Below are 13744 nucleotides of genomic sequence, written 5' to 3'. Positions count from 1 at the left end.
CCGGAGACCTCCGTGTGTGGGCATGCCAGGGCCCGGGCCGGGCCCTGGCGTCGAAAGCGGGCGGTCGGCTATTCGGCCCGGCCCGTCTCACCCCCGCCCCTGATGCTGCCGCGGGCGCGCAGGACCTCCTCCAGGAGGCGGGCAGTGGGGCGGAGCGGGGCGAGACCGTCCACGGCGGTCAAGGGCATCTCCGCGAGGTCGGCCAGATCCGACTCCCAGACGTCGGTACCCGCACCGGCGGCCGGCCCAAGGAAGGCTGCTTCGGCATGGTGCAGAGCGGGCGACTGGTCCAAGATGCTCCCCCTTCTCGCACGGAGGCACGGGATGCCCCGTGCCCGTTTCCGTGTCCTTTTCCATCATGGCCATTCCTGCCCAAGTCGAAAACCGTACGATCACGCCACTCGATCATCTCCGATCACGCCGGCGCTTCGCCGAGGCCTCGAATTCACGCAACGCCGCACCGAGTTCCTCCCCCCGCTCGGGGTGGTCGTCGACGGACACCACGGCGTCGTACAGGTCCCACAGTGCCTGAGGCAGGTGCCGGGCGAGCCCGTTGAGGATGCCGATGGCGTCCGTGCGGGGCTTGGGGGTGACGGGGCAGTGTCGCTGTGACACGGGGGTTCAACGCGGCGACCACCGTCTGCCGTTCGGTGGGATCGTTCATCAGCGGATAGGCGAGGAGCGCCTCCACGGCCCGCTGGAGCGGCGAGGCCGGGCGCCGCTCGGGTGCCGCTCCCGCCGGTGGCAGGATCTCGACGCGCTCGGGACTCTGCAGGCGGATCTCGGGATACTGCAGAGTACGGCCCGCTTCCCTGAGGGCCGCGATACGTGTTCGAACGGCCGGAAACAGTTCCTCCGGATCCGGTGGTGCGGGCAGGACAGCGGCGCGGTCGGCCAGCAGCGACAGCAGGATCTCGGAGAAGAGTCCGGTGCCGCGCGCCGGTTCGTTGGCCGCGGCCCGGCCGCGCCCCGCGGCACGCAGCACGGTTTGCTGATGGGCGTGGTTGCGCCGCCCGACCGGCAGCGCGTCCGGCGGCAGCGGCTCCCGGAAGGCCAGGGTCTCCTCGAAGGTCTCGCAGGCGTCCACGATCCGATCCACAACTGCTCGGCGAAGCCGGCCACCGCGTCCCCGGCGTACCGCTCCAGCGCGGAGTCCAGGTCGATGCCCAGTTTGTCGGCGGTGGACGCGTCCGCGCAGAACAGCCGCAGATGGCCGGCCCGGTCGAGGACGCCGTGTCCGCCCCACCACACCCAGAGGATGTCGCCCTGGTTCGGGGGCAGTGCCGGCAGGCCGGGATGGACGGCTGGGCCGGAAACGGCGACGAACCCGGGTCGACGGGTCGCGGCCGTCCGGCTCACAGACGTGGGTCCACCGGCTCCGACTCCAGCGCCAGTACCCCGAACACGGCCTCGTGCACCCGCCACAGCGGCTCGCCCTCGGCCAGCCGGTCGAGCGCCTCAAGGCCGAGCGCGTACTCGCGGATCGCCAGCGACCGCTTGTGGTTGAGGAACCTGTGGCGGAGCCGGGCGAGGTGGTCCGGGCGGGTGTACTCCGGGCCGTAGATGATCCGCAGGTATTCGCGGCCGCGGCACTTGATGCCGGGCTGCACCAGACGGCCCTGCGCACTGCGTACCACCGCGCCGACCGGCTTGACGACCATGCCCTCGCCGCCCCGCCCGGTCATCTCCAGCCACCAGTCGACGCCCGCCCGCACCGACTCCGGGTCGCCGGTGTCGACGTAGAGGCGTCGGGTGGTCTGGAGCAGCCCGGTGCTGTCGTGCTCCACGAGCCGGTCCAGCAGGGCCAGCTGCTCGTCGTGCGGCAGGGCGGCGAGGCTGCGGCCCTGTACGGCGAGGATCTGGAACGGTGCCAGGCGGACGCCGTCCAGGCCGTCCGTGGTCCAGCAGTAGCGCCGGTAGGCGTCCGTGAACTTCGAGGCGGCGTCGGCCCGTTCGCGCTGGCGGGCCAGCAGGTCCGCGACGTCGACGCCGCGTGCCGCCGCGCTCTCCAGGGCGGTCAGCGCACCCGGGAAGACAGCGCCGGAGGCGGCGCCGACAGCCGCGTACTGACTGCGGAGCAGACCGGACGCCTTCAGCGACCAGGGCATCAGTTCTGCGTCCAACAGGAGCCAGTCAGTGTCGAGTTCGGTCCAGAGGCCGGCCTCGTCGATCGCCTTGCGCAGGCGGCCGAGGATCTCCTCGGTGACGGACTCGTCGTCGAAGAACGGGCGGCCGGTGCGGGTGTAGAGGGACCCGGTCGGACCGTCCACCCCGAAGCGCTTGCGGGCCGCCTCCGCGTCCCGGCACACCAGGGCCACCGCCCGCGAGCCCATGTGCTTCTCCTCGCACACGACCCGCTCGACGCCGTCCTCCTGGTACTGGGCGAACGCCTCGGCCGGGTGCTCCAGGTAGCCCTCGATGTGCGAGGTGGCGGTGGGCGCCATGGTCGGCGGAAGGTACGGCAGCAGCCGCGGGTCCACCGCGAAGCGGCTCATGACCTCCAGGGCCGCCGCCGCGTTCTCCTCCCGGACCGACACCCGGCCCGCGTGCCGTGTCTCCACGACCCGGCGCCCGTGCACGTCGGCGAGGTCGAGCGGGCGTCCGTCGTGCCCGCCCGGGGCCTCGCTGCGCAGCGGCTTCGTCGGCTCGTACCACATCTGCTCCGCCGGTACGTCGACCAGCTCGCGCTCCGGCCAGCGCAGCGCGGTGAGCTTGCCGCCGAAGACGGCGCCGGTGTCCAGGCAGATGGTGTTGTTGAGCCACGTGGCCTCGGGGACCGGGGTGTGGCCGTAGACCACGGCCGCCCGGCCCCGGTAGTCCTCCGCCCACGGGTAGCGCACCGGCAGCCCGAACTCGTCTGTCTCTCCGGTGGTGTCGCCGTACAGGGCGTGCGAGCGGACCCGGCCGGAGGTGCGGCCGTGGTACTTCTCGGGCAGGCCGGCGTGGCAGACGACGAGCCGGCCGCCGTCGAGGACGTAGTGGCTGACGAGCCCGTCGATGAACTCCCGGACCTCGGCGGCGAACTCCTCGCTCTCGCCGTCCATCTGCTCGATGGTCTCGGCGAGTCCGTGGGTGTGCTGGACCTTGCGGCCCTTGAGGTAACGGCCGTACTTGTTCTCGTGGTTGCCGGGCACGCACAGGGCGTTGCCCGACTTCACCATCGACATCACGCGGCGCAGCACGCCCGGGCTGTCCGGGCCGCGGTCGACGAGGTCGCCGACGAAGACCGCGGTGCGGCCCTCGGGGTGGACGCCGTCGGTGTAGCCCAACTTGCCGAGCAGGGTCTCCAGTTCGGAGGCGCAGCCGTGGATGTCGCCGACGATGTCGAAGGGTCCGGTGAGGTGGGTCAGGTCGTTGAAGCGCTTCTCGGTGACGACGGTGGCGTTGTCGATGTCCTCGACGCCCCGGAGGATGTGCACCTTCCGGAAGCCCTCGCGCTCCAAGTGCCGGACGGACCGGCGCAGTTCGCGGATGTGGCGTCCGATGACCCGGCGCGGCATGTCGGCGCGGTCGACGCGGGCCGTGTTGCGCTCGGCGCACACCTCCTCCGGCACGTCGAGCACGATGGCGATGGGCAGCACGTCGTACTGCTTGGCGAGGTCGATCAGCTGCCGGCGGGAGTCCTGCTGCACGCTGGTGGCGTCCACGACCGTACGGCGGCCCGCGGCGAGGCGCTTGCCCGCGATGTAGTGCAGGACGTCGAAGGCGTCCCTCGTCGCGCTCTGGTCGTTCTCGTCGTCGGAGACCAGGCCGCGGCAGAAGTCGGAGGAGATGATCTCGGTCGGCTTGAAGTGCCGGTGGGCGAAGGTGGACTTGCCGGAGCCGGAGGCTCCGACGAGAACGACGAGGGAGAGGTCGGTGACGGGGAGGACGCGTCCCTTGGTCTGCTGCTGCGTATCGGTCATGCTGCCTTCGCCTCCTTCTCGGTCGCGTTCTGCTGGATGAATATGGCCATCTGAGTCGGTGGCCCGACCTCCGGGTCATCGGGTCCGACCGGTATGAACTCCACGCCGTAGCCGTGCCGTTCGCCCACTGCCTGTGCCCATGCCCGGAACTCCGCGCGCGTCCACTCGAAGCGGTGGTCGCCGTGCCGGACGTGTCCGGCCGGGAGGCTCTCCCAGCGCACGTTGTACTCGACGTTCGGGGTCGTCACCAGCACGGTGCGCGGACGGGCCGAGCCGAACACCGCGTACTCCAGGGCGGGAAGCCGCGGCAGGTCGAGGTGTTCGATCACCTCGCTCAGCACGGCGGCGTCGTACCCCTTGAGCCGGTTGTCGGTGTACGCCAGCGAGCTCTGGAAGAGCTGGACGCGCGAGGCCTGCCGCTCCCCCATGCGGTCCAGCTTCAGCCGCCGGGAGGCGACGGTCAGCGCCCGCATGGACACGTCGGTGCCGACGATCTCGGTGAACTTCGGGTCCTTGAGCAGCGCCTGCACCAACTGGCCCTGCCCGCAGCCGAGGTCGAGCACCCGGGCGGCGCCGGACGCCTGGAGCGCGGCGACGATCGCGTCCCGGCGCTGTACGGCGAGCGGGGTCGGCTTCTCCTCGGTCTCGGCCTCCGCCTCGACCGCGTTGTCGATCTCCTCGACCTCGCTGTCGTCGGTCTCGGCCAGCCGCACGAGCTCCAGCCGTTCCATCGCCTGCCGGGTCAGCGACCAGCGGCGCGACAGATAGCGGCTGGTGATCAGCTTCTGCTCCGGGTGCTCGGGCAGCCAGCCCTCACCGGCCCGCAGCAGCTTGTCGACCTCGTCGGGGGCCACCCAGTAGTGCTTGGCGTCGTCGAGGACGGGCAGCAGGACGTACAGGTGACGCAGGGCCGCGGCGAGAGTGAGCTCCGAGGATTCCAGGACGAGCCGTACGTACCGCGAGTCGCCCCACTCCGGGAACTCGGCGTCCAGCGCCACCGGATCGACGGTCACCGCCCAGCCGAGCGGTTCGAAGAGGCGTCGTACGAGTTCCGGGCCGCCTCTGGCCGGAAGGGCGGGCACCTCGATGCGCAACGGCCTGGTCTGCTCGGCCGCTTCGGGCCTGGCGTTGCACACACCCCGCATCGCGCTGGAGAAGACGCCGCTCAGCGCCACGGCGAGCAGCGAGGAGGCGGCGTACGGGCGGTCGTTGACGTACTGGGCGAGCGCCGCGTCGGGGGCGCCGCCGCGTCCCTTGCCCTTGCCGCGCCTGACCAGTGCCACCGCGTCGACCTCCAGCAGCAGCGCCGCCGTGCAGCGCTCGGCATCCGCCTCGGGGTAGAGGACGTGTGCCGTGCCGTAGGAGGTGGAGAACGCCTGCGCCTTCTCGGGATGCTTGTGCAGCAGGAAGCCGAGGTCGGTGGCGGGGCGTTCGGCGGTGCCGGTGGTGCTGATCGTCAGGAACACGGTGGTTACACCTCGAAATACCTTCTGAGCTGGGAGGTTTCGTCATGTCGGACCTCGCGGTCGCGTCCGCACAACGTACATCGGCCGCTCCCTGCGCACACTCAGGATTTTTCACGCAACCCCGTTCGTCACGTGCCGCGCCGGATCCCCGATCCCGCGGCCAGGGCGGCGGCGGCCAGGGACACCCCGGCGAGCAGGACGAAGAGCTGCGGGTAGCCGCCCAACGCGTGCGCCAGCGCCGCGCCGGCGAAGGGTGCCAGCGCCCCCGCGATGGCGGCGGGGGCGGCGAGGATCCCGGACAGGCGGCCGTAGTCGGCCGTTCCCCAGCGGTCGGCCACGGCGGTGGCCTGGAGGAGAGTGAGGTTGCCGCGCACCATGGCCGCGGCGACGGCCAGGAGGAGCAGCAGCGGGTACGGGCCCGGGACGACGGCGAGGGCCGCGGTGGCCGCACCGCCCAGGACGATCAAGGCGACGGTGCGGGTGGTGACGCCGGTACGGCGGGCGAGCCCTTGGTACAGCGTGCGGCCCAGGGTCTGGCCCACTCCGCCGAGGCCCAGGGCCCAGGCCGCCTCGGTGGGGCTCGCGCCGCGTTCGGCGAGGAGCGGGACGAGGGCGACGACGACGGCGTACATCGCGAAGCCGTTGAGGGTGAAGGCGGCGGCGAGGAGGAGGAAGGGGCGGCTGCGGGCGACCGACCGGCTGCCGCCGCCCGCCCGGTGCGTGGGGTGGGCCGGTGCGGCCGGCCAGGGTCCGCGCAGGGCGAGGGCGTGGGCGGGGACGGTGACGGCCGCGAGGATCGCCGCCAGGACGGTGTACGTCAGGCGCCAGCTCAGGTGTTCGGCGAGGGCGGCCGTCAGGGGTGCGAAGGCGGTGGAGGCGAGGCCGCCGGCGAGGGTGACGATCGTGAGGGCACGGACGCGGTCCTCTCCCCACCAGCGCGTGACGGCGGCGAACGCGGGCTGGTAGAAGGTGGCGGCCATCGCCGTCCCGGCGAGCAGCCAAGCCGCTGTGAAGACCGCCAGGTTGGGCGCCCACGCGAGGGTGAGCACCGCGACGACGGCCAGCAGTGAGCCGGTGGTCATCACGGCGCGTGGGCCCCGGCGGTCCAGGATGCGGCCGACCGGTATTCCGGCGAGCGCGGAGACGACCAGGGCGCCGGAGAAGGCGCCGGTCGTTGCGGTGGTGGACCAGCCGGTGTCGGCGGTGATGCGCGCGTTGAGGACGGGGAAGGCGTAGTAGACGATGCCCCAGCCGGTGATCTGGGTCGCGCACAGGGCGGGAAGGGCGGCACGCGGTCGCGACCGGTCCCCGGTGCCGGTCGCGACCGCGCTGCCGTGCAGGTCCGTCACCGCGGGGTCAGCAACCGCCGGACGAGGCGGGGGCGCCGATACCGATCTGCACGAGAGCGGGCGCCGGGGCGCAGCACCCTCCGCCGTCCGCCTGCTCGGCGGCCGGGTCGTCGAAGAGCCCGGCTCCGCCGCACACCCCGGTCTCCGGCAGGGTCAGCTCCACGCGGTCGGCGGACCCGAGGTCACCGGCGATGGCCGCGGCGACGGAGCGGACCTGCTCGTAGCCGGTCATGGCGAGGAAGGTGGGGGCGCGGCCGTAGGACTTCATGCCGACCAGGTAGATGTCCTGCTCGGGGTGGGACAGCTCCTTGTGGCCGTGCGGGTAGACGGTGCCGCAGGAGTGCTGGTTGGGGTCGATGAGGGGCGCCAGCGCGGGTGGGTGCCTGGAGGCGCTCGTCCAGGCCGAGGCGGACCTCGGACAGGAAGGACAGGTCCGGGCGGAAGCCGGTCAGCACGATGACCTCGTCGACCGGGTCGAGTCGCCGTCCGTCGTCGCCGACCAGGATCAGCCGTTCGTCCTCGGCGCGCTCGATCGCCTCGGTACGGAAGCCGGTGACGGCGTCCGCGTGACCGTTGTCGACGGCGGCCTTCGCCGCCAGACCCAGGGCGCCGCGGGCGGGCAGTTCGTCGGCTTCGCCGCCGCCGAACGTGGAGCCGCTGATCCCGCGCCGCAGGATCCACACCGCGTGCGTGCCCGGCTCCTCCTGGGCGACGTCGGCGAGGGTGGCCAGCGCGGTGAAGGCTGAGGCCCCGGAGCCGATGACCGCGGTGCGCCTGCCGGCGTAACGGGCGCGGACGGCGGGGTCCTTGAGGTCGGGCACCCGGTACGTGACGCGGTCGGTGACGGCCTTCTCGCCGAGGGCGGGCAGGCCGCTCGCCCCGGCCGGACCGGGCGTGGTCCAGGTGCCGGAGGCGTCGATGACGGCCCGGGCGAAGAGGCGCTCCTCGCGGCCGTCGGAGGTGGTGAGGTGCAGGACGAAGGGCTGGGACTCGCGGTCGGCGTCGACGATGCGGTCACGGCCGGTGCGTGAGACGCCGGTGACCTGCGTGCCGTACCGGACGCGGTCGCCCAGGGCGTCGGCCAGCGGCTGCAGGTACTGCTCGGCCCAGTCGCCGCCGGAGGGATACGTGGCCGCGTCCGGCTTGGTCCAGCCGGTCGGGGCGAGCAGCTTCTCGGCGGCCGGGTCGGTGACCTCGCCCCAGGTGGAGAACAGCCGCACATGGCTCCACTCGCGCACCGCGGAGGCGGCGGCCGGTCCGGCCTCCAGGACGAGGGGTTCGATGCCGCGCTCGACGAGGTGGGCGGCCGCGGCCAGGCCGACAGGGCCGGCTCCGATGACGACGACGGGGAGCTGCTGCTCACTCATGGTGGTCGATCTCCCTGCTTGCTTCGATGATTGTCGATGTCCTGTGATGTCTGGAGCTTGCCACCCGTATCGACGAGTGTCAACATAGACGCATGTCGAAATCAGAGATCGCGGAACTGCCGGTCCTGGACGCCGGGGCGACCGTGCCGTGCTGCCCGCCGATCACCGCCGGGGAACTGTCCCGGGCCGACGCGGAGAAGATGGCCGCGATGTTCAAGGCGCTGTCCGATCCCGTGCGGCTGCGCCTGTTCTCCAAGATCGCCTCCTACCCGGGCGGCGAGGCGTGCGTCTGCGACATCTCCGACGTCGGCGTCTCCCAGCCGACCGTCTCCCACCACCTGAAGAAGCTGCGCGAAGCCGGACTGCTCACCTCGGAGCGGCGCGGGACCTGGGTCTACTACCAGGTCGCCCCGTCCGTGGTCGCCGCCATGTCCGCCCTGCTCGACCTGCGCACCTGAGCGACTTCGGCCTGATCAGGCGGGAAGCCATCGGTCGAGGTACTCGCGCAGCCCCGCGAGCTGCGCTCCGGTGGCCACATATCCGAGGTACCCGTCGGGGCGCAGGAGCCCGTGCGCGACGCCGGGCCAAGGGCCCCGGTTCTCGAGGCGGTGGACGCCGACGAGGCCGTCACGGCCGCGCAGGAGAGGGCCGATCCGTTCGTCGCTCCACAGGTGGGGCGGCCCGGTGTGCAGCAACTGGTACCCCGGGCCGGCGCACCGCGCCTGGAGCCCGCTCGGCAGGTCGGGCAGCCGGTCACCGGCCCGCGGGCCGCGCCGCGGCGGACGCGAGCCGTCCACCGAGGCGGGGCTGCGCCGGTAGTGGATGCCCAGTTCGGAGACCGTACGGAAGATCCGCCCGCGCAGCGCCGCCGACCGCAGCGCCAACGGGGCCAGCCGCGGGGCGAGTTGGGTGCGGGCGAGCCGGACGGCCGGGTTGCCGCTGGTACCGACGGTGAAGGCGCGGTCGGTGAAGCGCCGGACGACGCGGCCCACGGGGGCGCGCTCCGTCTCGTACGTCTCCAGCGATCCCTCCGGCGCGGCGCCCCGGCAGACGAGGGCGAGTTTCCAGCCGAGGTTGAGCGCGTCCTGGATGCCGGTGTTCATCCCCTGGCCACCGGCCGGGCTGTGGATGTGGGCCGCGTCCCCGGCGAGGAAGCAGCGCCCGGCGCGGTAGCGGGCGGCGCCGCGGTTGTGGAGCCGGAAGTCGGTCATCCACACCGGGTCCCGCAGCGCCAGGCGGTCGTCGGTGTAGCGGCCGACGGTCTCCTCCAGGAGCGACACCGTCACCTCGGCGTCCGGAGCGTCGGGCGGCCGCATCGCGAGCATCCGCCAGGTGGCCGGCGAGCCGAGCGGGAAGAAGAACAGCATCCCGTTCCCCGCCATGTACGAGTGCACGGCATCCGGCTCCAGTCCGTCGACCTCCAGATCGGCGAGCAGGAACGTCTGCGGATACGCGTACCCCTCGAACCCGATGCCCGCCTGCGCCCGCACAGTGCTGTGGGCGCCGTCGCAGCCGGCGACGTACCGCGCCTGCACCGTCTCCTCGGAACCGTCCGGGCCGCGCAGCCGGCAGACGACGTACGCGTCCTTCTCCTCCAGCCGGACCAGCTCGGTGCCGCGCTCGACCGCGACGCCTCGTGCGGCCAGCTGCCCGGCCAGGACACTCTCGGTCTCGGCCTGCGACAGGAACAGCAGAAAGGGGTACGGGGTGTCGCTCAGCCCGATGTCGAAGAGCCGCACCGACACCACCCGCCGGGGCAGGTGCATCCGCAGCCGCATCGCCGGGTTGCCCCGGGCGACCAGCTCGTCCGTCACACCGAAGCCGGCCAGCGCCTCCAGCGTCCGGGGCTGGATGGCCAGCGCCCGGGACTCGCGGACCCGGTCCAGGGACCGGTCGACGATCCGGAGCCGGGTCCCGTACGCACGCAGCTGCGCGGCGAGCGCGAGCCCGGTAGGGCCCCCGCCGACCACCAGCACATCCAACGGTGCCGCCATGGCCCCACGGTAGTGCGCCGTGCCGTCGATCACGTCACCGTGGACGCCGTGGCGTCAGCCGGAGCACCGTACCCTCCCCGTCGGCCGACAGGAGCAGTGTGCCGTCCGGGGCGGCGGCGAGTCCGGAAAAGCGGCGGGCCAGACCGGGCAGGCCGGCCGCGAACAGCGCGGGTTCGGCGCGGGGCACGTCGCCCGGCGGTGGGCCGACCGGCAGCTCCTCGGCGTCGATCCGGCTCTCCCCCGTCGTCAGGGAGATCACCCGCAGCCTGCGCGGCCCGCTCTCCACCGTGAACAGCTCGTCGCCCAGGACCACCAGCCCCTGCGGTGCGCCGAGCCCCTCCGCGACGACCGTCGTTTCCCCGTCCTCCTCGATCCTCAGTACGGCACCCCGCCGCTCGTCGCTGACGTAGCAGCGTCCCTCCGCGTCGAAGGCCACGTCCACGGGCTGGTCGAAGCCTTCCGCGAGCACGGTGACGGCGTCGCTCGCGTCGACGGCCACGACCCGCCCGGCACCCGCCTCCGCGACGACGAGCGAGCCGTCCGGGCCGACCGTGATGCCCAGGGGTCGGTTCAGTCCGGTGGCCCGGGTCCGCGCGGTCTTCTGTGCCGGGTCGTAGGTCTGCACCTGCCCGAACTGGGAGGTGAGGTGCAGGAGTTCACCGTCGGCGGTGATGCCGTGGGAGAAGTGCAGCAGGGCCTCGGTGGTCACTCCGCCGGGCTGGCCCCCGGTGGAGCCGGCGCTGTGCGGCTCGCCCTCGTGGGACAGTGCCGGGCTCGCCACCCGGTAGTGGTCGGCGGCGTACACCGTGCCGCCCAGGTCGATCGTCACGCCGTACGGCCCGTCGAGACCGCGCGGCACGAGCTCACGCGTCCGCCCGTCGGGATGCAGCTCGGTGACCCCGCCGCTGGCGTAGCTGGAGACGAACATCCGGTTCTCGGCGTCGAACGCCCCGTTGTCCAGGCCGACCACCCCGCTGGTGCTCAGCGTCCGCGACCCGCTGCCGTGCAGGTCGACGCGGGTGACGATGCCCTCCGGCCCCCGGGACAGGACGTGCAGGACGCCGCCCTGGTCGAAACGGACCGCGACCGGCTGGTGGACCTCCTCGGCGACCACCTCGGGCACCCCGCCGTCCGGCGGGATCCGCCAGACCTGGCCGGTCATCATGTGGGGGTAGTACAGGTGGCCGTCCGGGCCGCGCTGCATGGCGTTGCCGAGGGCCAGGCCCTCGGTGAGGACCACCGGATCGCCGCCTTCGGGGAACAGTTCCATCAGACGGCCGTCCGGCTTCATCTCGTTGACGAAGAGCCGGTCGCCGACGCAGGTTATGCCGTTCGGGTTCGTCACGTCGTCGGAGACGAGCATGAACTCCCCCTGTGGGCTGCGGCGCCACACCCGCCCCGGAACCAGGTCGGCGATGTACATCGAGCCGTCCGCCCCGAAGGCGAGGTCGTCCGGCGACTGGACCGGGCTGTCCATCGGTACGACCACCTCGACATCCCCGCCGGCGGGGTCGACGGCGCTGATCCGGCCGGCCAGGAACTGGGCGACGTACAGCCGCCCGTCGGGCCCGAACGCGACACCGTTGGAACCCCACAGCAGGTTGGGCGGGTTGAGCCGCTCGGCCTGCCAACGAGCGCTGGTGACCTGCCGGTTGCCGGTGTCGTCGAACCGGCTGGGAGACACGGTGCTCATGCCGGCCGCTCCGTCTCCCCGAGGACGTCGTCCATGCCGCCCTCCGCGCGCCAGCGGCTGAGCAGCTCGTGGAAGGCGACCGGCCCGTCGCCGTACGACTGGCTGCGCTGTCTGGGCATGCCCTCGTTGTTGTAGTAGCCGGGGGTGCACTCGGCCTGGAACCTGTGCAGGTCGGCGGCCTTCTCGCGGATCGTGGCCACCCAGGCGTCCTGGGCCTCGGCGGTCGGCTCGACGTGCCGGGCCTGCCGTTTGCGCGCCTCGGCGACGATCTCGGCGACGTGGCTCGCCTGCTCGTCGAGGATGTGCACGAAGTTCACGGCGGAGGCGTTCTGCAGCGGGCCGAGTAAGAAGAGGTTGGGGAAGCCGCCCATGGTGAACCCGTGCAGGGTCTTCGGGCCGCCGCCGGTCGTCCAGGACTGCAGCAGGTTGACGCCTCCCCGGCCGTACACGGGCAGTTGCCCGGACAGGATCCCGGACACCCCGACCTGGAAGCCGGTCGCGAAGATGACGCAGTCGACCTCGTACGCGGTGTCGCCGACCACCACGGCGCCCTCGGTGATCCGCTCCACTCCGTGGGTGTCGGCCGTGTCCACCAGCGTCACGTCGGGCCGGTTGAACGTGTCGAGGTAGGTGTCGCTGAAGGTGGGCCGTTTGCACATGTAGCGGTACCACGGCTTGAGCTTCTCCGCCGTCTCCGGATCCCCGACGACGGAGTCCACCCGGGCGCGCAGCTCGTTCATCTTCTGGAAGTCGGCGATCTCGTAGGCGCGTTCGCGCTCCTCGGCCGGCACGTCCGCGTACGCGTTGGTCGGGATGAGCTTCTCCTGCAGCCGGGCACTGGTGGTCCAGGCGTCGTCCACCAGGTCCTCGTCCACGCGGATGCCGGTGACGAGCTTCAGGAAGTTCTCCCTCCGCCGCTTCTGCCAGCCCGGCCGCAGCGACTTGGCCCACTCCGGGTCCGTGGGGCGCTGGCCGCGCACGTCCACCGTGGAGGGCGTGCGCTGGAACACGTACAGGTGCCCCGCGTCACGGCCCAGGTGCGGGACGACCTGGATCGCGGTCGCGCCGGTCCCGATGACGGCCACCCGCTTGTCGGCGAGCTTGTGCAGGCCGCCGCTCGCGTCGCCGCCCGTGTAGTCGTAGTCCCAGCGGCTGGTGTGGAAGACCTTCCCCTTGAACGTCTCGATGCCGGGGACGGCGGGGAGTTTGGGCGTGCTGAGCGTTCCGCTGGAGATCACCACGAAGCGGGCCCGCATCCGGTCACCGCGGTCCGTGCCGACGGTCCACTCCATGTCGGTGTCGTCCCAGCGCAGTTCGCTCACCCGGGTCTGGAAGCAGGCGTCCCGGTAGAGGTCGAAGTGCCGCCCGATCGCCATCGCGTGCTGCCGGATCTCCTCGCCCGGCGCGTACTTCCACTTCGGGAGGCGGCCGAGTTCCTCCAGCAGCGGCAGGTAGATGTACGCGTCGATGTCGCAGTGGATGCCCGGATACCGGTTCCAGTACCAGGTGCCGCCGAAGTCGCCGGCCTGCTCGATCACCCGGATCGACTCCACGCCCGCCTGCCGCAGCCGTGCCGCGGCGAGCAGCCCGCCGAACCCGCCGCCGACCACCACCGCGTCGACCCGGTCGTGCAACGGCTCCCGAGCGACGAACTCGGTGTACGGGTCGTCGTACGAGCCCGGCTCGGCGGTGAGGCGCCGGTACTGCTGGTTGCCGTCGGGACGGATCCTGCGGTCGCGCTCGGCGCGGTACTTGGCGCGCAGGGCGTCGGGGTCGAAGCCGAGATCTTGGGAAGTGGAGATGCCGGCGGTGTGGGGGGAGGTGGACATGTGTGTGCCCTTTCTACTGTCCCGGGCTCGTCATCGGTGGTGGGGGAAGTCCGATCCGAGTGCCATTCCGGGATGAGCTGCGGCACATATACAAGCAGGGCAAGCTGACAGCCTCGGCCGCGTTCCTGACAGAAACCTGAC

At 72.2% G+C, this 13744-nt stretch carries 9 protein-coding genes and 1 pseudogene; 1 reads left to right on the top strand and 9 read right to left on the bottom strand.

What is annotated here, in order from left to right; all coding sequences use genetic code 11:
* Positions 1-68 precede the first annotated feature (68 nt).
* From QFZ76_RS37530 to QFZ76_RS37505, 6 genes and pseudogenes are all read right to left on the bottom strand, one after another.
* Positions 69-293, bottom strand: coding sequence for a hypothetical protein (locus tag QFZ76_RS37530; RefSeq protein WP_307677841.1), 225 nt, complete (start codon positions 291-293; stop codon positions 69-71).
* A 112-nt stretch (positions 294-405) separates the two neighbouring features.
* Positions 406-615 (bottom strand): hypothetical protein, encoded by a 210-nt coding sequence (locus QFZ76_RS37525; protein WP_307677840.1) that lies wholly within the window; start codon positions 613-615, stop codon positions 406-408.
* 740 nt (positions 616-1355) lie between these two features.
* Positions 1356-3905: a polynucleotide kinase-phosphatase gene (locus QFZ76_RS37520; RefSeq protein WP_307677839.1), complete on the bottom strand. Its 2550-nt coding sequence runs from the start codon at positions 3903-3905 to the stop codon at positions 1356-1358.
* Entirely contained in the window at positions 3902-5371 is a 1470-nt protein-coding gene (locus QFZ76_RS37515) for a 3' terminal RNA ribose 2'-O-methyltransferase Hen1 (RefSeq protein WP_307677838.1), read from the bottom strand. Before QFZ76_RS37515 ends, QFZ76_RS37520 begins: the two co-directional genes overlap by 4 nt.
* A 128-nt stretch (positions 5372-5499) precedes the next feature.
* A complete protein-coding gene (locus QFZ76_RS37510; protein WP_307677837.1) occupies positions 5500-6720 on the bottom strand; it encodes an MFS transporter in 1221 nt (406 codons plus the stop codon).
* 7 nt (positions 6721-6727) lie between these two features.
* Positions 6728-8087: pseudogene (locus QFZ76_RS37505) on the bottom strand (NAD(P)-binding domain-containing protein).
* A 92-nt stretch (positions 8088-8179) separates the two neighbouring features.
* Between QFZ76_RS37505 and QFZ76_RS37500 the strand changes: the two are divergent.
* Positions 8180-8545, top strand: coding sequence for a helix-turn-helix transcriptional regulator (locus tag QFZ76_RS37500; RefSeq protein ID WP_307677836.1), 366 nt, complete (start codon positions 8180-8182; stop codon positions 8543-8545).
* Between the two features lie 15 nt (positions 8546-8560).
* Here QFZ76_RS37500 and QFZ76_RS37495 read toward each other — a convergent pair whose 3' ends face one another.
* Genes QFZ76_RS37495 through QFZ76_RS37485 form a run of 3 tightly spaced genes read right to left on the bottom strand, consistent with a single transcriptional unit; the run spans position 8561 to position 13603 of the window.
* Entirely contained in the window at positions 8561-10081 is a 1521-nt protein-coding gene (locus QFZ76_RS37495; RefSeq protein WP_307677835.1) for an FAD-dependent monooxygenase, read from the bottom strand.
* A gap of 34 nt (positions 10082-10115) precedes the next feature.
* Entirely contained in the window at positions 10116-11774 is a 1659-nt protein-coding gene (locus QFZ76_RS37490; protein ID WP_307677834.1) for a hypothetical protein, read from the bottom strand.
* Positions 11771-13603, bottom strand: a complete 1833-nt coding sequence (locus QFZ76_RS37485) for an NAD(P)/FAD-dependent oxidoreductase (protein ID WP_307677833.1) — start codon at positions 13601-13603, stop codon at positions 11771-11773. The genes QFZ76_RS37490 and QFZ76_RS37485 overlap by 4 nt, the downstream gene beginning before the upstream one ends.
* Positions 13604-13744 lie beyond the last annotated feature (141 nt).

This window comes from Streptomyces sp. V4I2, assembly GCF_030817655.1.
GTDB classification, from domain to species: Bacteria; Actinomycetota; Actinomycetes; order Streptomycetales; family Streptomycetaceae; genus Streptomyces; species Streptomyces plumbiresistens.
Note: the sequence above shows the minus strand (reverse complement) of the source record. Positions and strands in the feature narration are given on the sequence as shown.